The sequence below is a fragment of the Candidatus Hydrogenedentota bacterium genome (genome assembly GCA_012730045.1).
Taxonomy (GTDB): domain Bacteria; phylum Hydrogenedentota; class Hydrogenedentia; order Hydrogenedentales; family CAITNO01; genus JAAYBR01.
Genome location: JAAYBR010000002.1, coordinates 39,914 through 61,991, shown reverse-complemented (window position 1 = coordinate 61,991; position 22,078 = coordinate 39,914). Strand labels below are relative to the sequence as shown.

Here is a 22,078-nt window from a genome sequence, read left to right as displayed (position 1 = left end):
GCGAACCGGGTCAGTCTTCCGCGTCCGGGCACTGCAGGTCGTTTTCCACGAAGGCCTCGAGCGCCTGCTGGTCCTCCGGGGCGATGTGCGTGAAGAGGATCGCCACCTGGAAGCGGTCGTCCCCCATCTCGTCCTGCTCGCAGCGCACCACCACGCCCTCGGCGTCAATCCGGCGCGCGCACGGCTTCGGCATCTCCAGCGCCATGCCGATTTTCATCATCAGCGGCACCGGCTTCACCGTGTGGCAGAGCACCCCCGATGCGCTGATGTTGTCCACATGGTTGAGCACGCCGGGCCCCTCGTCGTCGTGGATGAGCGAGACGCTCCTGCGGCTTCGCGGATACCGCCGTCTTTCCATGGGGTCGCTGTGCATGACACCTCCTGCGCCGCGCGCGTTGTCCCCGCCTCCGCGGGCCGCCCCCATCATATCGCGGACCCCGCCGAAATGCAACGGATTCGCCCGCCGCATGCCGGGCTGCCTAGTCGGGCATGTCCGGAAGCTCCAGAAGAAAATGCCACGCGGGAACCACCCGGATTCGTCCCGCCCCGCCCCGGATGCCTTCCTCCTCACTGCGGGTCACAATGGTGCCCTCCTCGAGGCCCAGCTCGGACATCGCCTCCTCCAGAGCCGTCACCTCCCGTTTTCGTGTCTCCTCCTCCGCCAGTGATTCGCACACCTGAACCAGTGCCCGTGCGCCGCCACGTCCCGGAACGACAAAATCAACCTCCCGGCCTGTCTTGGTCTTGTAATAGTGGAGCGTCGGATGCAGGCGCCGCAGGGCGACGAAGACCAGATTCTCCAAGAGGTGCCCGGCATTCACCAGGATGCCCGATGAGACCGAGGACACCAGCGCGTGGTCCACGCAGTACACGCGTTTTGGGTTGGTCTCCCGGCGCGCAGACGACGCGTCGAACACGCGGACAGTGAAAAGGAAATAGGCGTCCTCAAACCACGCCAGGTAGTCCGAGACGGAGGATTTCGGCACCTTGTGTCCCAGCGACTTCAGATAAGCGGTAAGGCGGTTGATCGTGTATAGGGAGGCCGGGTTGTCCACCAGCCGGTGCGCGAGATCACGCACCGCCCGGGGATGCTGGACGTCGTGCCGGTCCACAAGATCCCTGAAGAGGATCGTTTGGAAGTACTCCTGATGGATTTTCACCCGCAGATGGCCGGGCAGGCCGGCGACTTCCGGAAATCCCCCCGTTTCCCAGTATTCGGAAAAAGCTTTCTTGACCAGCAGCCGTTTTCGTGTTGAAAGGGGCGTCGCCGCGTCAATTTTCTTGAAGTCAAGGAACTCCCGGAAGGAAAAGGGGAACATCTCCCAGGAAAGCGCCCGTCCGCGCATCTGTGTGGCCACTTCCTTGGAAAGCATGCCCGCCGAGGAGCCCGTCAGGTGGACAACGCACTTCTCTGTCCGTATCAGCCGGTCCACAAAGGACTCCCATCCCCGCACCGCCTGGATTTCATCGAAGAAACAATGGATTGTCTCACGGCCCTTCTTCTCGGGATACAGGGAGTAATAGGCCTCCATAACGAGGCCGATATTGTCCTGCCGGAGACCATGAAGACGGTCATCGAAGAAGTTCAGATAAAGGATGTTCTCCCGGGGAACTCCCCCGCCGACGAGGCGTTCTATGGACTGGAAGAGAAAGGTGGACTTTCCACTCCGCCGCACGCCAATGCACACGGCGGCCTTGTTCCGGACCGTCTCCATCTGCAGACGGCGGGGCACGCCGGTGTCCAGGCGCATTTCCTGAAAATCGAGCAGGAGTGATTTGACGGTCTCCAGCATGGATCACTCATCCGGTAAGAAATTGTTCCAGTTAGGCCACTAACTGGAAAGAATTATAGCCGGTTATCTCCGTGTTGTCAACGCCCGCCGCCCATTACCGCAGCCCCGGGTCCGCACAGCGCGCAGCGCCTTGGAGTGCGGTAGCTTGCTGCCGCCTTTCTTCGCGTGGGCTTGCCCGCGCGGGGGCACACAAAAGACGACCCGTTACCGCGCGTTTCCCCCAAGGCCGGCACGGCACTCCCCGCCGCAATTTCGGCTGCCCCGTTGGGGCATGATTCTTTCTGTCCGGGCAACCCAGGGCAGGCCTGGCCCTTCGGGCGGCGGCCTGGCCTGGGCTATATTCGGCAACGCTTTCAGCGTTGAAAAGAACACGGAGCAGGGGGCGAAAGAACTCTTTGTCAGAAAGGGTGGCCAGATTTTAGTGCGATTGCCCTGCGGGATGCCCCGGCGCGGGCCGCTGTGGCACAATAGGCGGCGTCAAACCGCAACCCCACCCAGGAGACGCACGCCATGGCCGACCAGGACCTCAAGAAAATGTACCGCACCCGGACCGAGGGGGACTTCCCGGAGACGATAGACGTGATCGGGCGCGCCTATGTGAAGGTGGAGGACCTGCGCTACGGCACGAACCCGCACCAGCCGGCGGCGTATTACCGTCCGGCGGACGGCGAGGGGCTCGTGCTCGGCGCCTACAGGATGCTCAAGACCGGCAAGGCCGGCCTGTCGCAGACCAACCTCGAGGACATGCAGCACGCCCTCGGCATCCTTAAGTTCATGCCGCGCCCGGCTTGCGCCGTCATGAAGCACTGCAACCCCTCCGGCGTGGCGCTGCAGAACGGCGGCCAGCCGCTTGTGGAGGTGTACCAGCGCGCGCGCGACGCGGACGCGCAGGCGGCCTTCGGCAGCGTGTGCGCGTTCAACCGCGAGGTGGACGGCGACACGGCGGCGGAGATCATGCAGACCATCGTGGAGTGCGTGGTGGCGCCGGCCTTCGCACCCGGGGCCCTGGAGGCGTTCCAGGACGCCGACCGCTTCAAGAGGAACCGCGACATCCGCATCATCCAGACGCCCGGATTCGACGCGCTGCCGAAATACGTGGACGACACGCCGCGCGCGTGGGAGATGAAGGTGTTCGACGACGGCAGCATCGTGCTGGCGAAGCCCTACCTGTCGCGCGTGCGCTCCACGGCCGACCTCGTGCCCGCCTACAACGACCACCCGAAGAAGGGCCGCATGGACATCGCCCGCGTGGCGACGCCGCAGGAGCTCGACGACCTGCTCTTCGCGTGGTATGTGAACATCCACGTGCGGTCGAACGGCGTGGTCATCGCGCGCAACGGCCAGACCCTCGCCGTCGGCACGGGCGAGCAGGACCGCGTGGGCGCGGTGCAGCAGGCCATCGCCAAGGCCAAGGCGAAGTACAAGGGGGCCGAGTCCCTGGAGGGCGCCGTCATGGCGTCCGACGGCTTCTTCCCATTCCGCGACGCGGTGGATGCCGCCACGGGCGCGGGGATCACGGCCATCGTGCAGCCCGGCGGCAGCATGAACGACTACGAGGCCATCGAGGCCTGCAACGAGGCCGGCGCGGCCATGCTCTTCACCCTGGAGCGCTGTTTCTCCCACCACTGAGCGGACGGATTAGAAAGAACGCCGGGCGCGGCCCCTGCAGCCGCGCCCGGCGCTGTTTTTTCAAAGCACCACAGACCGGTTCCCCACGCGAAGCCGCCCTTGAGGTGGCACGGGCTTCCAGCCCGTGGTCGGGGCGCTTGCGCACGCTCAAGAACATGGTCAAGATGCCCATGCCACCTCAGGAGGCCCCGCCGACGTCAGGCCCCGCAGGGGATCAGGCGAGTTTCGGGACCTCGAAGCCCTTCGCGTACTCGCGCGTGAGCATCGCGTTCGCCTCGGACGGCGCGCCGGTGAAGGTCTCGGTCTTCGGGTCGAACTTCAGCGAGGTGCCCAGGCGGTAGGAGATGCCCGCCAGGTGCGCCATGCCGGAGGAGACGTGCGCCGCCTTCATGTCGCCGTACACCTTCGTCTTGTCGTTCGCCTTCACCGCCTCCAGGAAGTTCTGCCAGCAGCCTTTCGACTCCGGGAACGGGTATTTCGCGTTGTCCACCGGGATCGGCTCGTTCTTTTTGTCGAAGAAGCCCTGGTCCTCCACATAGTAGCCGCCGTCGCCGTAGAATAGGTTGCCCACGCCGACGCCGCCCGCGAACTTGTCGCCGAGCATGCGGCCGCCCTCGTCGTTGGTCCAGCGGTTGCGCACCTCGAAGACCAGCATGGTGCCGTCCTCGTAGATGAACGTGGCCACGTTCGTGTTCGGCGTCTCGCCCGCGTCCTCGTAGGTGTAACGGCCGCCCACGCTGTCCACCCGCACCGGCAGGCCCCGGTTCATGCCCCACGCCGCGATGTCCAGCTGGTGGATGCCCTGGTTGCCGATCTCGCCGTTGCCCCAGTGCCAGAACCAGTGCCAGTTGTAGGGGTGGTACATCTTGTTGAACGGCTTGCGCGACGCCGGCCCCTGCCAGAGGTCCCAGTCGAGCGTCTCGGGCGCGTCCGAGTCCGGCTCGTTGCCGATGGCGCCGCGGTTCCCGTTCTTGTAGCCGAGGCCGCGGGCCATGTACAGCGGCCCGATGATCTCCCCCGACTGGAGCAGCGCGATGTCGCGCAGCCACTGCCTGTCCGAGCGCGACTGCGTGCCGTGCTGGATCACCACATTGTACTTCTCCGCCGCCGCCACCAGCTGCTGGCCCTCGTAGATGTTGTGCGTCGCCGGCTTCTCCACATAGACATGCTTGCCCGCCTGCGCCGCCCAGACCGCCGCCAGCGTGTGCCAGTGGTTCGGCGTGGCGATGCCCACCGCGTCCACATCCGGGTCCGCGAAGGCCTCCCGCATGTCGCGGTAGGTCTTCGGCTTCTTCCCGGTCTCCTTCTCCACCTGCTTCGCCACGCGCTCCAGCACCCGCGCGTCCACGTCGCACAGCGCCACCACCTCCGAATCCGGGCTCTTGCTGAACCCCTCAATGTGCGAGCCGCCGCGGCCGTTCACGCCCACGACGCACACCCCGATCTTCTCGTTGGCGCCCCAGACGCGCCCGTGCGCCATGACGCCCGCCGCCAGCACCGCCGCCGACGAGTTAAGAAAATGCCTGCGGGAAATCTCCATGTCCTGTGTCTCCTTGGGTTGTCCGGCGGAAACCCCCGCCGGAAATGGCCACCGGATGCCCGGTCCCTTGCACCCCCTATTCTGGCGCATGCGCCCGCCGATTGCAAGAGCGGCAAATCGGATGGGTCCAGGATCGTCGGATAAGCGATGGCCTATGTGTTCGCTCCAGGGCGCAACAAGTGGCTCCCCTGCAAGCGGGTTGCCCGGCGTTTTCGTGTGTGCCGAGGCATAGGCAGGTAAGGGCCACCGCTTGCCGCGCCCTCTTCTTTCCCGGCAGGATCGTCCTACCTGGCGGGTGAGGGGCATCCCTTTCTCGCCAGCATGAATTCCTCTGCGCGTTAACACAACGCGCCTGATTCCGTTCCCCGCCGTATCCGGCGGGAGGGATGGGCGTTCCCTATTGACATTGCGGATATATTCTGCTAAATTGGCGCGTATGGTGAGGTTCTTGGAAAAAGTAGCCGTCCCCGTGGGGCTGTGTGCCACTCACAGCGGATATATCGGTTCGCATTTCTTTCCCGGGGACTGCCGGTGCGCGGGGGAGCGGTCAGACGGGTCGCTGGCGGCTCCTTCTGGGAGGCCGAGGCTTTTGGGGGAGAGCCTCTCTGGAGACATGCCCGTTCTTTCCCCCTTGGCGGAAGGGGCGAATCGGGAGAGCACCCTTCCAGACGCAGAACAGCAGAAGCGAGCGAATCTCATGGTGAATGTCGCCATGTGTTGCAGGGAGTCCCAACTGTTTTAGAGGAGTGAATAAGGTCATGAGAAATTTGGTCGCGTTGGCGTTGTGTCTGGTTGTTGCGATGATATGCGGTTGCGCCACATCAGGGGTCGACAACCCCGGAGGCATAGGTCCGCGCAGGGTTGATCCGAGCCAGCCGAGTAAGGGTGAGGGCACTGGGGTGGGATCACAGGATCTTCAGGAAGTGAGCGACAAGATGGCTAGGTCTGTTCTTTCAACCCCCGCGATTGCCAACGCCCAAACTCCTCCGGTTATAGGATTGCTTCCGGTGGTGAACGACACGCGATTTCCAATCAACAAGGACATATTCAATAAACGTATAAAAGCCTTACTTAACACCCAATGCAGGGGGGCGGTTCAGTTTGTCGCACGTGACCGGATAGAGGCGGTGGAGAGAGAGCGAGAGATGAAGCGCGAGGGCATGGTCGGGTCTTCGGGTGAAGGTATTATGGCGGGAGTCGATTACTTTCTTACGGGAGAGCTTACGGGGCTTTCGCAAGCTTCTTCCACAGGTCAATCTGACTACATTCTCTATACATTTAGGCTGATTAATGCGGAAACGGGGATAGAGGAGTGGGAAGAGTTCTCTGAAATAAAAAAGGAAGGTGTTGAGGACGCAGCCTATAGGTAACGGCCCCCTCATAAATATTTGTGCGATTCATCACAAAAAGGAGATTAGAAATGGGTTCCACTTCAGCATTGAAGTCAATACTGTTTTTCATTATTTCGATCGCTCTTTTTTCGGTTTCAGCAATTGCCGATTCTGCGGACGACTATATGAAAAGAAATAAGCAAAAGAAGAAAGACGAGCAAAAGGCAGCTATAGAGCAAGTGCAGGACTGCATGCCGCCTAATCTTTCGGAGATGCCGCCAGAACTCCAAGCGGAATATAAATCTCTTGAGGAAGTCGGAAACCGCGGCGCTGTGCTAGTTCTCTGGCATATCTACCATCAGCAACTCGCCGCGAAAAACATGGAAGAGGCGACTCGCGTTCTTGATCTGATTCTGACACGAATAGGGGGCTCCAGTGCTGGCGATGAAAGTGCCAAGAAAGCCCGCTCCACTTTCAAAGGCGAGGATGAGAAGAACTTCCGCGGTGAACCATATGAGCAGGCCATGATCTACCTCCAGCGAGGGCTTCTATACATGTGCGCAGGTGATTATGAGAATGCCCGCGCTATGTTTAGGTCGGGTGCTCTTGTTGATCGCTCCTCTGAAGATGCCAAAAAGGATGAGGAGTATCACGATGATCTTGCTGAGATGGACTATTGCGAGGCGGTATGCAACACGATGCTCGGCTTGCAGGACCGTTCCGATGAGTGCCTAAAAGTGTCTCGGGAGCATGCGAGAAGTGAAAACGCCGTGTTGCCGATTCCTGATGGCGTTAATTCCCTTTTGGTTATTGGTCTTGGTGTCGGTCCAAAAAAATACGCGACAGGAGAATATGCCCAGTTTCTGCGTTTCAATTCGGGAAGTGGCGCGTCTGGTCCACTCGATGTCCTGATTAATGGAACTTCCGTTGCAACCATGGACGGTCCGCTGGACAACATGTCTTTTCAGGCCATGACGCGGGGGGGGAGGGCTGTTGATGCCATTCTCAAGGGAAAGGCCCAGTTCAAGAAGGGGGCCAGCGTGGCGGGCGACCTTGCTATCGTTTCCGGGGCTTTGGCCGCCGGCGTTGGGGACAGCGACTCAGCGCCGGGGGTGGGAGCGGGGTTAATGGTGCTAGGTCTGATTTCCAAGGGAATATCCGCCGCAGCCAATCCTGCGGCCGATATTCGAATGTTGTCTGTTCCAGATGATATCTACATCATACCACTGAACCTCTCCCCAGGCACCCACACTATACAGATAAAATGCACGGAAACGGGGACGGTCACTGATGGTCAGATTACACGAAGCGACCAGCCATTTGATGTCTTAACTGCATGGGATCCAAGTTTTGGCGTCCAGGTCAACAATGTGCGCTTCGCCAAATACACCGAAGAGGGCGCATCTCTGATTGGTAACGCGTCTGAAAGATGGACAGGCGGTTGGGGAAAGAAGAAAGAGCAGGTTAACATTGAACTGGCAGTCATTTCTAGGCAGGACGAGACCTTCGCTGGTTACGTCAAGACAACAGGTGGGGGGTGGCCTGAAGGAGTGTTTCCCTGTTCGGGTGCAATTGATAAAAAAGCCATGCGAATTGAATATCACTGCACCCCTGACAAGTCCATGCATCTGCTGTTGACAGGAAAGACATCGAAGAGTTCCACAGCCTCCACGGGGACAGCATACTTTGTAAGTGCATCAGGAATGTCCGAAATCGGAAAGTACAAGATATCTAAATCTGTTGGGAAGAACGACGAGAGCACTCCGAAGTCGTCTTCCAAAAAGTCGCGAGAAAAAACATGAACAACGTGAACACATCAAGGAGAATTACTATGAAAACTAACGTTCAATATGCGGTGATGACTCTCATTCTAATTGCATTCCTGCTGGTTGGAGTGGGATGTCAAACGCAAGGTCCCTACGCACCCCTTAAACGTGGGACAAGCCTAGAAGGAACAGAGTCTCTGGTTCTGCTTGACAAGCCCCTGCAGAAACTCATCAGCGTAGACGCCCAACGTGCCAGCTACACTACTGAAGGTCGGATTATCGCCGAGGCAATTCTCAGAAACAATTCCGACAATGCGGTGAACGTCCAAGCGCAGACAGTCTTCAAGGACGATGCTGGATTTTCTTCTGGTGATGAGACGGCCTGGGTGACACTCATTCTCCCGCCTAACGGCCAGTCCACTTACAAGGCGGTCGCTCTGAACGAAAGATCACAACAATACTCCATTCGCATCAGAATGGAGCGATAGGAGGTTCGGTCATGGTGGTACATATAAGGATGCTGGCTTTCATGGTCGTGTCGGTTTGCGCCTTCCAGGGCGTGGCCATGACGCAGTCTTCCAACACGGTGGTTGCTCCTTCAGCAGAACTACCCCAGAGGCCGCATGTGGTGCCTTCACCTGACCGCCCCCCACTTGCGCAGCAAATTGACAGGCGAACCCCGACCATGTCGGAAGAGGCGAGGGACGGAATAGAGGCATTCAGGACGGCATTTTCAGGGAAAAAAGCCCCACGAGTCATAGTCTTGGTGAACCGTGACATGCAGGATAACGATGATCGGACGATGCAGAAGGTGCTGAAGGTGACGGGAGCGGCATCGGTCACTGCGGAGTCAAGCCAAGAAGGAACCTTTAAGGCCCGTGGCGAGTCGGTGGAGGAAGTCTATGTTCCCAAGGGACCCGGCGCAAACGACTTCACGGAAGACGAGCTTGAATCTATTCAGCACAGTCTGGAGCGCCCCTTCATGGATGGCGGCGCGGTGCTGGTTGACCGGAGCGTGGCGATCGGCCTGTCAGGTATCGATGTGGACGCTGTTTTCGCTAATCCGGAGCTGCCACAGGCGCAACAGGCGCAGGTGGCGTCTGTAAAAGAACATGCGGACATTGTGGTTAGTGCCCGGGTGAAGAAGGGCCAAAGCATGGTGCGGAAAGTCTCCGGAGACTATGCGGTTGAAGTGCCCGTGATCATTGCCAAGGCCATTTCCCTTTCCGATGGGCGGGTCATGGCTTCGGCGACCACCGAGGAGGTTAAGCTTGGTTCAGCAACTGAGGTTGCCACCCGTGTGGCTTTGCTGCTGATGAGCCGGATTAACTAGCCGGACCGCATCTTGTATACAGGCCTTACGCAGGGCTAGCGATAGCGCGCAAGCAGGTAGTCAGATGCCCGCGCGGGGCGTGGGTCTCTGTCGATCAGGAGCACACCGTACACAAGTCCAGGGTACTCTCTTGCCTGGTGGGCCTTGCCTGATTACGAGCACGAAGAAACGCTCACTAGCGTGCGATTCGAGGTGGAAAAGGGTTCCTGTGGACAGACGGCGTCTTGTGGATTCGATGGGCCTGTAGTCGGTTCAGTGATGAGAGTGTTGCGGTCTGTCTATACCAACCTCTGTGTTGCGTCCAAGAGGCTTAGACTATCGCCGCCACCCGCACGCGGGCGGCGAGCTCCTCCACCTCTTTGGCGGTGAAGTGGCCGATGTCCCAGGAGAGGGCGTTGGCGGTGCCGCAGGCGACGGCGAGGCGGGCGGTTTCGTCGAGGGGGAGACCGCGCTCGATGCCGACGGCGAACCCGGCGACGAGCGCGTCGCCGGAGCCGACGGGGTTGACCTCCTCGATGGGGGGCGGGGTCACTTCGAGGCGGGTGCCGCCTTTCCGGGAGACGAGCGCGCCTTCAGCGCCCAGGGACAGGACGACGAGCGGCACGCCCATGGCGTGGAAGGCGTCCACGGCGGCCCAGCAGTCGGCGCGGGTCTCCAGTTTCCGCCCGAGCAGGCGCTCCGCCTCCTCGCGGTTCGGCTTGACCATGTCCGGCCCGGCGGCGATGCCGCGGCGGAACTCCTCGCCGTAGGAGTCGAGGATGGTGAAGGCGCCGGCCTCCCGCGCGAGGGGGATGCACCGGACATAGAGGTCCACGAGGGCGGGGTCGGGCACGGAGCCGTTGAACGTGGCGACGGCGGCGCCGCGCACCTCGCGGCCGAAGGCGGCCGCCACGGCGTCCCCCTCTGCGGCGGTCACGGGGGAGCCGGGGTCGAAGAGGGCGGTCTGGCGGTGGACGTCCGTCTCCAGCACCGTGGTGATGACGCGGGTCATGCCGGCTACCCACACGGGCACGCAGCGCACCCCGTCCTGCTGTTCGATCATGTCCACCACGTGGCGGCCCGTGTGCCCGCCCACGATGACCAGGGCCGCCGTGTCGCCGCCGAGGGCCTTCACGGCACGCGACACGTTGGTGCCCTTGCCGCCGGGGATGTGGGTGCATTTCGGGCTGCGGAAACGCCCGCCGGGCTCCAGGCGCGCGATGAAGACCGTCTTGTCCACGCAGGGGTTCGGGGTGACTGTGAGGATCATGCGGGGGCGTCTTTCTGCCGTTGTGCGGGGGCCATTTTACCAGACCGGCGGCGTGGGCGGCGTGTGGGACCGTGGCGCCCCAGTCACCGGACAAGCGACGGCTATCGTGCCCGCGCCCGGGCGCGGCAAGCAGCGCCCCTACGGGCGAGTGACCGGGTATTTGTCATGCACACAGGGCGCGGCAAGCAGCGCCCCTACGGGCGAGCGACCGGGTATTTGGCATGCGCACAGGGCACGGCAAGCAGCGCCCCTGCGGGAGGATGACCCGGTGTTTCGCGCATGCCCAGGGTACGGGCATGTAGGGGCGCCGCTTGCCGCGCCCTCTTCCTTCTTGCGCTTACAGTTTGCACCGCGCCCCCGCATGCACTACAATATCCCCCGTTGAATGAACCGGGGTCGCCCTTGTTGGAGGGCCCAACCAACCATGGAGGCGTTATGGATATTGCCGTGCAGTGTGCGATGCCGCGCTTCCGGTCCGGCCGCTGAGGGCTGGGGTAGTTTCCTTTCCCGCCTTTTCGCCGCCCGTCCGGGGTGGCTGTGTGTCTTCAGCCCGCGCCGTCGCACGTTTTCCGTTCTTTCCCTGATGAGAGAAGTGTGCCTTTTCAACGGAGAACAGCAATGAGCATCCCTCATGATGAGCCTTTCGGGGACGATTCCGTCCCCGTGTGTCCGGCGCTGGCGGCCCTTGGCTGGGACGCCCGGTGGGCCGGGCAGATGGAACCGTATCTGGGGCGCGGGTGGGAACCCGCGCGGGTGGTGTGCGAGCACCGCGAGGCGTATGTGGCGGCCGGGGCGTCGGGCGACCTCTGGGCGGAGCTTTCCGGCCGGTTCCGCCATGAGCACCCGGCGCGGGCGGAGTGGCCCGCCGTGGGCGACTGGGTGGCGGTGTCGCCGCGCGAGGAGGAGGACGCGGCGACGGTGCACGCGGTGCTTCCGAGGCGGAGCCGCTTTTCGCGCACCGCGGCGGGTGACCGCACGGAGGAGCAGGTGGTCGCGGCCAACGTGGATGTCGTGTTTCTGGTGACGAGCCTGGACGGCGACTTCAACCTCCGCCGTCTGGAGCGCTACCTGACGGTGGCGTGGGACAGCGGCGCGCGGCCGGTGGTCGTGCTGAACAAGGCGGACCTCTGCGGGGAGGTGGACGCCCGCGTGGCCGAGGCCGAGGCCGCGGCCCCCGGCGCGCCGGTGGCCGTGCTGAGCGCGGCGACGGGACGCGGTGTGGACGCGCTGCGCGCGCTGCTGCCGCCGGGCGCCACGGGGGCCCTTCTCGGGTCGTCGGGTGTCGGGAAGTCGTCGCTGGTGAACGCCCTGCTCGGCCGGGAGCGCCAGGCCGTGCGGGCCGTGCGCGCTGACGACAGCCGGGGCCGCCACACAACGACGCAGCGGGAGCTGATCCCGCTGCCCGGGGGCGGCCTGATCATGGACACGCCCGGCATGCGCGAGCTGCAGATCTGGTCGGACGACGACGGGCTGGAGACGGCCTTCGCCGACGTGGAGGCCCTGGCGGCGCAGTGCCGGTTTGCCGACTGCACGCATGAGAACGAGCCCGGGTGCGCGGTGCGCGCCGCGCTCGAGGGCGGCACGCTGGATGGGGGCCGCTTCCGCAGCTACGAAAAACTGCGGCGGGAGATCCGGTACCAGGAGCTGCGCCAGGAACAGAGCGCCCGCCAGATCGAGAAGACCCGTTGGCGGGGGATCGCGAAGGAGATCCGAAGGATTGAGCGGGACAAGGGCTGGCGGTAGTCCGGAAACCGCACGGACGGACACGGACGGACCCGGGGCTTTCCGACGAAGGGTTTTCGTGGCGGCCCGTAGCGTAGGTCGAGGCGTTGGCGGGAACGAGATTGCCGCGCTTCGCTCGCAATGACTGCGGAAATACGCGTCATTGCGAAGGCGCGCAGCGCCTGAAGCAACCTCGTTCCCGCCTCGGCGCCGGTTTTCACGATGTCTTGTCCGTGGATCAGGGGCGGTGCGTCGTTTGTCATCCGTCCGTGTCTTGCATCGGACGGCGTGTTTTTGGTATTCTTAGCCCTGTCCCCGCGAAGTTTTGCGGGACGCGTGTCGCAGACAGCCGGTGGCCGCAGGGCCTTAATACCCAGCCGAGATGCGGACTAGTCCATGCCGCAGGGCATGGCGGGGCGGAAACGCCCCGGCAGGTTTGGAATGCCAAGTCCCCGCGCTGTCACCCACGGCGCGGGGATTTTTTTACCTGGCGCGGCCGTTGCCGCGCCGCGCGCGCGAAAGCGCGGTTCTCTTGAAAGGAGGTGAATGCGTTTTGCCAACACAGCAGAAAATTGACGCGGTCGCCGAGATGACCCAGCGTTTGGAAGGCTGCCAGATTGCGGTCGCCGCGAAGTATGTGGGGATCAATGTGGCGCAGGCTTCCGAGCTGCGGAACCGCCTCCGGGCCGCCGGCATCGAGTTCAAGGTCTACAAGAACACGCTGGCCCGCCGCGCCCTGCGCTCGCAGGGGATGGAGGCCGCCGCGGACTTCATGGAGGGCCCGACGGCGTGGGCGTTCAGCAAGGACCCCGTCGCCCCGGCGAAGATCCTCAAGGAGTTCGGCAAGGAGGTTTCCTTTGTGTCCATGGTCGGAGGCGTGCTTGAGGGGAAGCCGGTCACGGCGGCCCAGCTCGAGGCGCTTGCCGGTCTTCCGCCGCGCGAGCAGCTCATTGCCCAGGTCGTCGGGACCATGGCGATGCCGCTCCGCAACACCGTCGGCGTGCTTGCCGCACTGCCGCGCAACCTGGTCAACGTGCTCGACCAGATTCGTCAACAGAAGGAACAGGCCGCCTAAGACGGCGGATGACAGAAAACAACACGGCCGCCCCGGGCGGCCATACAAGAGGAAAAGTGACCCATGTCTGAGAAGCTTGATGCGATTATCGAGAGCGTGGCCAACCTGACCGTGCTTGAGCTGAGCGAGCTGGTGAAGGCCCTTGAGGACAAGTTCGGCGTGACGGCCGCCGCCCCCATGATGATGGGCGCGATGCCGGCCGCCGAGGCCGCCGCGGCCCCCGAGGAGCCCTCCTCCTACGACGTGATCCTGAAGGACTTCGGCGCCCAGAAGATCGGCGTGATCAAGGTCGTGAAGGACCTCGGCGGCTTCGGTCTGAAGGAAGCCAAGGACCTGGTCGAGAAGGCCCCGACGCCGATCAAGGAAGGCCTGACGAAGGAAGAGGCCGACAAGTTCAAGACCTCCCTCGAAGAGGCCGGCGCCACCGTCGAACTCAAGGGCAACGTCTGATCCCCGCCCCGCAGACTCTTGCGCCGCGCGCGGTTTCACGCCGCGCGCGGCGTTTTTCTTTTCTCCGCCGGGTCAGAGGGACTGCTTGATCCAGGTCTTCAGCAGGCGCGTCTCCTTGTCGCTCAGGTTGAACTGCGCGCCGCTGCAGAGGGTCGCGGTGTTCTGGATGAAGAGGTCGGCGAGTTTCGCCGCCGTGTCCTGCGTCTTGCCGAAGCGGTGCCCGCCGAAGGTGATGCCGCGCACGATGAAGTTCACGGCCTGCCGCCCCACGGGGATGCCCGTCTCGCGGCACTTGTCCCGGACCTTTTTGGCCAGCTCGCTCAGGCTCTCGTAGGAGGGGCCCGTCTCCTCCGCCATGGCGCGCAGGACGAAGGCGTAGTCCTCCGGCATCAGGAAGGGGGTGTCCGTGAGCTGGCTGATTTTTCGGGCCAGCGGCTCCAGGTCGGGGTGCTTCGTCCGGAACGTCTCCTCGTATTCGGGCAGGGCGTCCTTGGGCGGCGCGTGCCGCGCCGGGTCATAGATGTGCCCGGGGGACGCGCTGGAGATTTCCAGGCCCGTCAGGTCCAGTCCCGCGAGAAACTGCTTGAAGGTGCTGTGGGCGCCCCAGGTGTCCCCCAGATCGGGGAACTGATGCCGGAAGGACGCGGCCAGCGTCGCCATGGCGATGGGCTCCGACGCCGCGTCCACGAGGACCCGCAGGTACTCGGAGAAGGGGTCCTTCTCCCGTTTGGCGGCGGGCTCGGCGGGGGCCGCCGGACGCGGGGCGGGCCTGCGGGCGGGCGGCGGGGCCGTCTCCCCGCCCAGGGGTTCCGGCGCGGGCGGCTTCGGGCGCGGGGGCGCGGTGCGGCGGGGCCGCTGCTCCCCCACCGCCTGGAGCGCCAGGTCCACAAAGACGTCCTGGTCCACGACAATGTCGGCCGCCGCGCGGTAGGCCGCCGCCGAGGGGCCCACGGCCACCACCACGGTGCGCAGGTCCCACTTGCGCAGTTTCAGGAGAACCGGCGTGAAATCGGCGTCTGCGGACAGGAGGATGACCTCCTCCGGCCGCACCTCATAGTTCAGCAGTTCCAGAATGTCCAGCACCATGTGGACATCCGCGCTGGTCTTTCCGTACGTCGTGAGGACGGGGCAGTCCACCGTCTCAAACCCGGCGCGGATGAAGTAGGGGCGGTAGTCGCCGAACTGCTTCGGGTTCAGGTAGCACCGGCGCACCAGAATGCGCCGCTGGCCCAGGGCCGGCGTGCCCTCGTGGAGGGGCAGTGATTTTTCAAACCATTCCAGCCACTTGAGCGGGGCCGTCGCGAAAGACCGCGCAAGCGCCTCGTCCTGGGCGTTCAGGCCGATGAAGACATTGTCGAAGTCAACAAATATCGCGCTGCGCATGGCGGGAACCCTCCGCCCGCCCGCCTGCCGGGGCAGGGCACCCCATCATAAGCCCGCAGGGAAGCCCCGCGCCACCTTCCGTCCCGCGCGGTTTGACATTTTTCGCGGGGATTGCTACCATTCCGAAAGTTCCGCGTGGACGCGGAAACGCCTGTCGCACTTGGAATAAGGGCCGGAAGGCCCGTTTTTCTTCTGGAGGCCCCCCATGCACCCCTTTCGCACCCATACCTGCGGCGCCCTGAGCAAGACGGACGCGGGCACGACGGTCAAGCTCTCCGGCTGGGTCCACCGCAAGCGGGACCACGGCGGGGTGGTCTTCATTGACCTGCGCGACCATTACGGCGTGACCCAGGTGGTGGTGAACCCCGGCAGCCCGTGCTTTGCCGAGGCCGAGCGCGCGCGCAACGAGTATGTCGTGACGGTGACGGGCGCGGTGGTGGCGCGTGCGGCGGAGACGGTGAACCCGAACATGGCCACCGGCGACATCGAGGTCGTCGCCGACGCCTTCCTCGTGGAGTCCACGGCGGAGACGCTGCCCTTCCCGGTGAACCAGGAACTGGACTGCCCCGAGGAGACGCGTCTCGAACACCGCTTCCTCGACCTGCGCCGCGACCACATGCACCGCAACATCCTCCTGCGCTCGCAGACCGCCGCGCTGGTGCGCCAGCACCTGGTCGAGCGGGGCTTCACGGAGTTCCACACGCCCATCCTCACGGCGTCGTCCCCCGAGGGCGCGCGCGACTACCTGGTGCCCAGCCGCCTGTACGCGGGCGCCTTCTACGCCCTGCCGCAGGCCCCCCAGCAGTTCAAGCAGCTCCTCATGGTCTCCGGCTTCGACAAGTACTTCCAGATCGCCCCGTGCTTCCGCGACGAGGACTCCCGCGCGGACCGCAGCCCGGGCGAGTTCTACCAGATTGACATCGAGATGTCCTTCATCACGCAGGAGGACCTGTTCCTGGAGCTGGAGAGGCTCCTGGTCCGCGTGTTCAGCGAGCTGTCGTCCAAGCGCATCCAGAACCCCGTGTTCCCGCGCGTGACCTACCGCGACGCCGTGGAGCTGTACGGCACGGACAAGCCGGACCTGCGCTTCGAGATGAAGATGACCGACTGCACCGACCTGTTCGGCGCCTGCGAGCTGAAGGTGTTCAGCGCCCAGGTCGAGACGGGCGGCGCGGTGAAGGTGCTCAACGCCAAGGGCGCGGCCGACCAGCCCCGAAAGTTCTTCGACGACGCCGAGCGCCACGCCCGGTCCGAGGGGGCCAAGGGCCTCGCCTGGCTGGCCCTGCGCGGCGGCGAGTTCAAGGGCCCCATCGCGAAGTTCCTCAGCGAGGACGAGAAGCGCGGCCTCATCGCGCGGACCGGCGCGGAGGACGGCGACGCCCTCTTCTTCGGCGCGGGCAAGCGGGCGGAGACCAACGGGCTCATGGGCAAGGTGCGCGCCTATCTCGGCCGCAAGCTGGACCTGATTGACCCGTCCCTCGCCGCGTTCTGCTGGATCGTGGACTTCCCCATGTTCGAGTGGAACGAGGACTTCAACAAGGTGGACTTCTGCCACAACCCCTTCTCGATGCCCCAGGGCGGCATGGACGCCCTGCTGAACCAGGACCCGCTGGAGGTGCTGGCCTACCAGTACGACATCGTGTGCAACGGCATCGAGCTGTCGTCCGGCGCCATCCGCAACCACCGGCCCGAGGTCATGCTGAAGGCCTTCGAGATCGCCGGGTACCCCGAGAGCGTCGTGAAGTCGAAGTTCCCCGCCCTGTGGAAGGCCTTCCACTACGGTGCCCCCCCCCACGGGGGCATCGCCCCGGGCCTCGACCGCATCGTCATGCTGCTGGCCGACGAGCCGAACATCCGCGAGGTCATCGCGTTCCCGCTCAACCAGCGCGCGCAGGACCTGCTCATGGGCGCGCCCGGCACGGTGGAGCAGCGCCAGCTTGACGAGCTGCACCTCGTGGTCAAGTACCCGCCCGACCAGGCCTGAGCCGCCGGGTCACAGGATCATGTCGCCCTCATAGTCCGCGGGCACCGACGCGCCCAGGGCGCGCAGCGCCGTCACGCCGAGGTCCTGGATGTTCGGCGCGGTCTTCGCCAGTTTGCGGTTGCTGAACAGCATGCCGGGGCACAGCGAGCACTCGGTCGAGGCGTGGTCCCCGCTCCACTTGTCCGCGTTCGGCTCGAACAGCTTTTCGCCCACGCCGCCCTTCGCCGCCGTCTTGTGGTTCTGGTAGGCCGCGGCGTAGCCCAGCACAAGGTCCGGCGCGTCGGCCATGGCCTCGCCCCGGTACGCCGACCCCGGGTGGACCTTGTCGAACACCTTCGCGCCCGTGTCCGGGTCCTTGACCTCCAGCAGCGCGGCGGCCAGCTCCTGGACCTGCCGCTCCGCGTCCGCCTTCGCCACGACGCCGCGCGTCTCGCGGCCCTGGAGGTTCAGGTAGACCGAGCTGAGGCCCACGGCGTAGGCCCGCGTCTTTGCCCAGTCAATCCCCTGGAGGAAGCCCTCGCCGGCCTTCGCCGGATCGGCCACGGCCAGCCAGCCCCGCTCCTTGAGCCACGCGTTCACGTCGAAGCCCGTCCGCCACGTGCCGAAGCCGTGGTCCGACAGGACGAACAGCGTGTCCTCCGGCGTGAGGCGTTCCATGACGCGGCCCGTGGCCTCGTCCGCGCGGCGGTAGGACGCCTCCAGCGCCTTGGCCCACTTCTCCGGGGCGTCCGGCTGGTAGAGCGGGTGTTTCGGGTCGCGGAACCGCCAGAACATGTGGCCCACCCGGTCCGTGGCGGTCCACGCGCTCACCAGCATGTCAAAGCCGCCCCGGTCCAGCTCGTCCAGCGTCAGCCGCTCGCGCCATGCCATGGTCTGGTCAATGTCCTTCAGGAAGGCCTCCTCGTCCAGGTCGCCCTGGCGCAGGGCGTGGGTGTCATAGGCCCAGCCGACGGTCTTGTAGAGCCCGTAGCGCTCCGCCAGCTCCGCCGAATACTCGCTCGGGTGCGTGAAGGGGGCGTAGGGCGCGCGTGGGTGGAACTGCACGCACCCCGCGTAGACGCGCACGGCCTCCCCGATCTCCATGGGGTAGAAACGCGTCAGCGCCTCCACGGAGAAGCTGTCCGACATCTTGAAGCGCAGCTCCAGCCACTCGGACCATTCGCCCCGCACCAGCTCCACGCGTTTCCCGTCCGATTCGGCGAAGCCTTTGCCCGCCTTGCGGTCCACCTGGACGCGCACGGGGACCGTGGTGTGCGCCCCCGGCTGGCCAAACTTCACCCGCCCGTCGCGCGGCCCCGGCAGGGCGACCTCCGCCGTGTCCGTGCCGTCAAAGGCCAGCTTCATGCGCTGGCCGCCCGAGAGGGGCTCGCGGAGCTGTCCGTCCGTGAACCGGTCCGACAGGGAGAAATAGGTGCTCGACGTGCCGCGCACGTCCGGCACCCCCAGGGCGCACAGCATCAGCCCGTTCTTCATCGGGTCCGCGGGGAAGATGAACGGCACGTTCAGGATTTTCGCGCGTTTGCCCTGCTCGTCCGCCACGGCCCAGAACGGCGTGCCCCGGCGGTAGTTGACCCCGCTTGCCGGTGCCTCCACCATGCCCTGCGGCGTCAGGCGGACGGACTCCAGCTTGCCCGTGCCCACCACGGGGAAGGGGCCCGTCGGCCCCTGCGGGTTCCGGCGGATGAAGTCGAAGATGTTGTGCCCGCCGGGGTTCTTGCACGTCGCGAAGGTGTTCCAAGCCACCGGCGACTGCGGCGGCACCGTCGAGCCCAAGTCGTGGAAGCCGCCCTGGTCCCGCAGTTTTGCCAGGTTGGGCAGTTCGCCCCGGCCCAGCATCTCCTCGATAATCCGGGGCTCCGCGCCGTCGAACCCGAGCATGACCACCCGGCCTCCCGCCTGCGCCGCCGCGCGACCGCCCGCCCCGATGGCAAACGCGCCCCCCGCCGCCACCGCGCCCAGAAACGCCCTCCGGGAAAGCCCGGCATTCTTCTTCATCTGCATGACAGTCACTCCGTAAACCGTTGCCCGGCGCAACACCCCGCCGGAGAGAGCATTCTAGCAAACACCCCCGGCACCGGTTCTCTTTCCGGGATTGGGCCAGGTCCATAGTGTCCGTTTAGTCCATTCCGTCCATTTGATGGACGATATGGACTGGATGGACGGTATGGACTGCGGAGCTGTGCCGCCGATGCAGGCCGCCCTCGCCGCGCGTTCTTCCCCCTGCGGGAATCCCAGCGTCGCCGAAAGGTTGACTTGCCGGGCGGGGGACGGTACCATTCCTGCGTGAAGTCGTTGTCCAAAAACAGGATGTGTCCATGGAAACATTGAAAGAACTCTGGGCGTTCATGCGGGTGCGCAAGAAATTCTGGCTCCTGCCCATCCTTATCTCCCTGGTGCTGCTCGCCTTCCTGTTCGCGTTTGCGGGCAGTGCGGGGGTGGTTTCCCCGTTTGTGTACATGCTTTAGGGCGTGCGTGGCCCCCTTTTTCTGCACCCCCCGCGGCCTTCGGTCCTGGCCTGCCGGCTGTCCGGGCGCGCGCCCACCTGTCTTGCTGAGGAGCCTACGTGACCACACCGTCAACAGCGTCCCCCGTCCCCGCTGACACGGATTCCGGCGTTCCACGGCGCGTCGCGCCGTGGGAATGGCGGCGTCTGGCGCTCATCCTGCTGCTGGGGCTAATCCTGCGGGTGGCCTACCTCGCGCAGGTGGCCCAGGCCCCGGATTTCGCCGCCCTCCAGCAGGATCCGCAGGTGCAGGACTATTTCGCCCGCGCGATCCTGTCGGGCGACTGGTCGGTGCCCGACGGCACGACGGACCCGGAGATGCGCACCACGCCGTTCTTCCGTCCGCCGGGCTACGGCTACCTGCTGACGGCGGTCTACGGGCTGACGGACGGGAGCTATCTCGCGCCGCGCCTGATGAACCTGTTCCTGGGGCTCGGCACCATCGTGGTGCTGTTTCTGCTGGGGCGCGCGCTCTTCTCCCCGGCGGCGGGGCTCTTCAGCGCGTTCTGCGCCGCCGTGCTCGGCATCTTCGTCTACTGGGAGGGCGAGGTCAACGACCCCGCGCTCTTTGTGTTCCTGTTTCCCCTGCTGGTCTACGTGCTGTTTCTGTGGTCGCGCAACTGCTCCCCCGGCTGGGCAGTTCTGGCGGGGCTGATCTTCGGCTCCTACGCCCTGATGCGCCCGAACATCCTCGGGCTGGGGCCGCTGGCCGCCGCTGGATGGTTTGGGTGGCGTGGCGGCGGGGCCGGCTGGCGCGGATCCCCGCGTCGTGGCTGCTTCTGCTCGTGACGACCGTGCTGGTGGTGATTCCCGTGACGGTGCGCAACTACGTCGCCTCCGGCGAGTTCGTGCCCATCGCCACCTATTTCGGCGAGAACCTGCTCATCGGCAACGACCCGGACGCCGACGGCGTGACGCCGTGGCTGCCCTATCTCCAGGAACTGGAGGGCACGGGCAACTGGACGGCGCAGGACTACATCAACGTGGTCAAGGGCGTGCGGAAGGAATTGGGCCGTCCGGAGATGACGCACACCGAGGTGTCATCGTATTTCGCCGGCCGCGCGAAGGCCTTCATGAAGGCCAACCCCGGCCTGACCCTCCGGCGCATGCTGAAAAAGGCCGTGCTGATCTGGAGCCCCGTGGAGATCACCTGCAACAAGGTGGTGCAGCGCGAGATGGCCTTCTATCCGCCCCTGAACCTCCTCCCCCGTTTCCCGCTGGTGGCGGCGCTTTTCTGGGCCGGGCTGGCGCTCGTGCTGTCGGACGCCCTGAGCGGGCGGCTCCGGCGCGACACCGGCGGCGCCACGGCGGGGCAGGTGCTCCTGCTCCTGCTGGTTTTCACCGGGCTGTACCTCGCCTCCTTCATCCCCTTCTTCGTGAACGGACGTGCGCGGGTGCCCGCGATTCCCCTGATGCTGGTGGTGGCCGGCCCGGTTCTTGCGCGCATTCTGGACGCCGTGCGGTCCCGCGAGACCGGGCGCGTCCTGCGGGCCACCGCGTTGCCCGCGCTGCTGGCGGTGTTCTTCTCCGTGCAGTGGGTGCCCTACCAGCCGGACCTTGCCCGGCGCGGCGAGTCGGAGGGGGTCATGCGCCACTACGAGGCCGCCCTCCGCATCGCGCCGCAGTTTGGCTACGTCCTCCACAAGATCGGCAAGCTCCTCGCCGAGCAGGGCCGCCAGGAGGAGGTGGAAAAGCGTTTCCAGGAGGCCCTCCGCCTGATCCCCGAGTTCCCCATCGCCCTCAACAACCTCGGCACCCTTGCCCTGGACGAGGGAAAACCGGACGAGGCCTTGGCCTGCTTTGACAAGGCACTCACCATCCATGCCACCGACCCTGCCGCCGACCTGAACCGGGGGCGCGCCCTGCTGCGCCTGAACCGGCCGGAGGACGCGCTGGCCGCCTTCGCCAGCGCGCTGGAAAAGCGGCCCGGCGACCCGGAACTCTGCGTGGAGGCGGCGAACGCACTGGTGGCCGCAGGCCGTGTGGATGACGCCTTCGCCCACTACGAGCGCCCGCTGGCGGCGAATCCGGACCATCTCGGGGCCAATTTCAACCTGGGCACGGTGCTTCTGGCCCTGGGACAGAGGGATCGCGCGCGCGAGTACTTTGAGAAGGTGCGCCTTCTGAACCCGGATTTTCCCCGTCTGGCTGAAAAACTTGAGGCCGTCCGGCCGTAGAAAACGCCCCCATCCTGCCTTCCGCCTGTTCTCCCATGCAACAGGAGAAAATAAAAGATTCCGCATTTTCCTTGACTTTGGAAACGATTGTATCTACAATTTAACAGGTATCCCTAGGACGCGGGCTTCTTGAGGGCAATCTG

The 22,078-nt window shown here is 64.7% G+C and carries 18 protein-coding genes; 12 read left to right on the top strand and 6 right to left on the bottom strand.

Annotation, left to right across the window (positions count from 1 at the left end; all coding sequences use genetic code 11):
- Positions 1-10 precede the first annotated feature (10 nt).
- Entirely contained in the window at positions 11-373 is a 363-nt protein-coding gene (locus GXY15_00515) for a hypothetical protein (GenBank protein NLV39700.1), read from the bottom strand.
- Positions 374-479: 106 nt separating this feature from the next.
- Positions 480-1,793 carry an ATP-binding protein gene (locus GXY15_00510; GenBank protein NLV39699.1) on the bottom strand — a complete coding sequence of 438 codons (1,314 nt, stop codon included), beginning with the start codon at positions 1,791-1,793 and terminating at the stop codon, positions 480-482.
- 510 nt (positions 1,794-2,303) lie between these two features.
- Between GXY15_00510 and GXY15_00505 the strand changes: the two genes are divergently transcribed.
- Positions 2,304-3,422 carry an IMP cyclohydrolase gene (locus GXY15_00505; GenBank protein NLV39698.1) on the top strand — a complete coding sequence of 373 codons (1,119 nt, stop codon included), beginning with the start codon at positions 2,304-2,306 and terminating at the stop codon, positions 3,420-3,422.
- 214 nt (positions 3,423-3,636) lie between these two features.
- On the opposite strand, the gene GXY15_00500 is transcribed toward GXY15_00505, so the two are convergent.
- Positions 3,637-4,962, bottom strand: coding sequence for a Gfo/Idh/MocA family oxidoreductase (locus GXY15_00500; protein NLV39697.1), 1,326 nt, complete (start codon positions 4,960-4,962; stop codon positions 3,637-3,639).
- A 758-nt stretch (positions 4,963-5,720) separates the two neighbouring features.
- On the opposite strand from GXY15_00500, the gene GXY15_00495 reads away from it, so the two are divergent.
- From GXY15_00495 to GXY15_00480, 4 genes are read left to right on the top strand one after another with little or no spacing between them, the layout of a single operon-like run.
- Positions 5,721-6,332: a penicillin-binding protein activator LpoB gene (locus GXY15_00495; protein ID NLV39696.1), complete on the top strand. Its 612-nt coding sequence runs from the start codon at positions 5,721-5,723 to the stop codon at positions 6,330-6,332.
- 50 nt (positions 6,333-6,382) lie between these two features.
- The gene (locus GXY15_00490) at positions 6,383-8,095 is read left to right on the top strand and encodes a hypothetical protein (GenBank protein NLV39695.1); all 1,713 of its coding nucleotides are present in this window, start codon (positions 6,383-6,385) and stop codon (positions 8,093-8,095) included.
- A 29-nt stretch (positions 8,096-8,124) separates the two neighbouring features.
- Positions 8,125-8,547, top strand: coding sequence for a YcfL family protein (locus GXY15_00485; GenBank protein ID NLV39694.1), 423 nt, complete (start codon positions 8,125-8,127; stop codon positions 8,545-8,547).
- Between the two features lie 11 nt (positions 8,548-8,558).
- A complete protein-coding gene (locus GXY15_00480) occupies positions 8,559-9,392 on the top strand; it encodes a hypothetical protein (protein ID NLV39693.1) in 834 nt (277 codons plus the stop codon).
- 310 nt (positions 9,393-9,702) lie between these two features.
- On the opposite strand, the gene GXY15_00475 is transcribed toward GXY15_00480, so the two are convergent.
- Positions 9,703-10,641 (bottom strand): 1-phosphofructokinase family hexose kinase, encoded by a 939-nt coding sequence (locus GXY15_00475; GenBank protein NLV39692.1) that lies wholly within the window; start codon positions 10,639-10,641, stop codon positions 9,703-9,705.
- Between the two features lie 714 nt (positions 10,642-11,355).
- On the opposite strand from GXY15_00475, the gene rsgA reads away from it, so the two are divergent.
- The 3 genes from rsgA (at position 11,356) to rplL (ending at position 13,888) form a co-directional block, all read left to right on the top strand.
- Complete coding sequence (rsgA, locus tag GXY15_00470; protein ID NLV39691.1) at positions 11,356-12,384, top strand: ribosome small subunit-dependent GTPase A; 1,029 nt, start codon at positions 11,356-11,358, stop codon at positions 12,382-12,384.
- Between the two features lie 361 nt (positions 12,385-12,745).
- Complete coding sequence (locus tag GXY15_00465) at positions 12,746-13,438, top strand: 50S ribosomal protein L10 (GenBank protein ID NLV39690.1); 693 nt, start codon at positions 12,746-12,748, stop codon at positions 13,436-13,438.
- A gap of 63 nt (positions 13,439-13,501) precedes the next feature.
- Complete coding sequence (rplL, locus tag GXY15_00460) at positions 13,502-13,888, top strand: 50S ribosomal protein L7/L12 (GenBank protein ID NLV39689.1); 387 nt, start codon at positions 13,502-13,504, stop codon at positions 13,886-13,888.
- A 72-nt stretch (positions 13,889-13,960) separates the two neighbouring features.
- On the opposite strand, the gene GXY15_00455 is transcribed toward rplL, so the two are convergent.
- Positions 13,961-15,271: an NYN domain-containing protein gene (locus GXY15_00455; GenBank protein ID NLV39688.1), complete on the bottom strand. Its 1,311-nt coding sequence runs from the start codon at positions 15,269-15,271 to the stop codon at positions 13,961-13,963.
- Positions 15,272-15,476: 205 nt separating this feature from the next.
- Between GXY15_00455 and aspS the strand changes: the two genes are divergently transcribed.
- Positions 15,477-17,255: an aspartate--tRNA ligase gene (gene aspS, locus GXY15_00450; GenBank protein NLV39687.1), complete on the top strand. Its 1,779-nt coding sequence runs from the start codon at positions 15,477-15,479 to the stop codon at positions 17,253-17,255.
- Between the two features lie 9 nt (positions 17,256-17,264).
- Here the strand turns inward: aspS and GXY15_00445 are convergent, their stop codons facing one another.
- Positions 17,265-19,256 (bottom strand): hypothetical protein, encoded by a 1,992-nt coding sequence (locus tag GXY15_00445; GenBank protein ID NLV39686.1) that lies wholly within the window; start codon positions 19,254-19,256, stop codon positions 17,265-17,267.
- A gap of 314 nt (positions 19,257-19,570) precedes the next feature.
- Between GXY15_00445 and GXY15_00440 the strand changes: the two genes are divergently transcribed.
- From GXY15_00440 to GXY15_00430, 3 genes are all read left to right on the top strand, one after another.
- On the top strand, positions 19,571-19,720 hold the full coding sequence (locus GXY15_00440; GenBank protein NLV39685.1) for a hypothetical protein: 150 nt from the start codon (positions 19,571-19,573) through the stop codon (positions 19,718-19,720).
- Between the two features lie 98 nt (positions 19,721-19,818).
- Complete coding sequence (locus GXY15_00435; GenBank protein ID NLV39684.1) at positions 19,819-20,547, top strand: glycosyltransferase family 39 protein; 729 nt, start codon at positions 19,819-19,821, stop codon at positions 20,545-20,547.
- Positions 20,487-21,935 (top strand): tetratricopeptide repeat protein, encoded by a 1,449-nt coding sequence (locus tag GXY15_00430; protein ID NLV39683.1) that lies wholly within the window; start codon positions 20,487-20,489, stop codon positions 21,933-21,935. Before GXY15_00435 ends, GXY15_00430 begins: the two co-directional genes overlap by 61 nt.
- The last annotated feature ends 143 nt before the right edge of the window (positions 21,936-22,078 follow it).

Bases quoted from the DNA above. Each gene is read 5' to 3' on its own strand.
- GXY15_00490 (NLV39695.1), top strand. From the start codon at position 6,383: ATGGGTTCCACTTCAGCATTGAAGTCAATACTGTTTTTCATTATTTCG.
- GXY15_00465 (NLV39690.1), top strand. From the start codon at position 12,746: ATGCGGACTAGTCCATGCCGCAGGGCATGGCGGGGCGGAAACGCCCCG.
- GXY15_00440 (NLV39685.1), top strand. From the start codon at position 19,571: ATGGAAACATTGAAAGAACTCTGGGCGTTCATGCGGGTGCGCAAGAAA.
- rplL (NLV39689.1), top strand. From the start codon at position 13,502: ATGTCTGAGAAGCTTGATGCGATTATCGAGAGCGTGGCCAACCTGACC.
- GXY15_00505 (NLV39698.1), top strand. From the start codon at position 2,304: ATGGCCGACCAGGACCTCAAGAAAATGTACCGCACCCGGACCGAGGGG.
- GXY15_00500 (NLV39697.1), bottom strand. From the start codon at position 4,962: ATGGAGATTTCCCGCAGGCATTTTCTTAACTCGTCGGCGGCGGTGCTG.
- GXY15_00515 (NLV39700.1), bottom strand. From the start codon at position 373: ATGCACAGCGACCCCATGGAAAGACGGCGGTATCCGCGAAGCCGCAGG.
- GXY15_00495 (NLV39696.1), top strand. From the start codon at position 5,721: ATGAGAAATTTGGTCGCGTTGGCGTTGTGTCTGGTTGTTGCGATGATA.
- rsgA (NLV39691.1), top strand. From the start codon at position 11,356: ATGGAACCGTATCTGGGGCGCGGGTGGGAACCCGCGCGGGTGGTGTGC.
- GXY15_00510 (NLV39699.1), bottom strand. From the start codon at position 1,793: ATGCTGGAGACCGTCAAATCACTCCTGCTCGATTTTCAGGAAATGCGC.
- GXY15_00455 (NLV39688.1), bottom strand. From the start codon at position 15,271: ATGCGCAGCGCGATATTTGTTGACTTCGACAATGTCTTCATCGGCCTG.
- aspS (NLV39687.1), top strand. From the start codon at position 15,477: ATGCACCCCTTTCGCACCCATACCTGCGGCGCCCTGAGCAAGACGGAC.
- GXY15_00445 (NLV39686.1), bottom strand. From the start codon at position 19,256: ATGCAGATGAAGAAGAATGCCGGGCTTTCCCGGAGGGCGTTTCTGGGC.
- GXY15_00480 (NLV39693.1), top strand. From the start codon at position 8,559: ATGGTGGTACATATAAGGATGCTGGCTTTCATGGTCGTGTCGGTTTGC.
- GXY15_00475 (NLV39692.1), bottom strand. From the start codon at position 10,641: ATGATCCTCACAGTCACCCCGAACCCCTGCGTGGACAAGACGGTCTTC.
- GXY15_00485 (NLV39694.1), top strand. From the start codon at position 8,125: ATGAAAACTAACGTTCAATATGCGGTGATGACTCTCATTCTAATTGCA.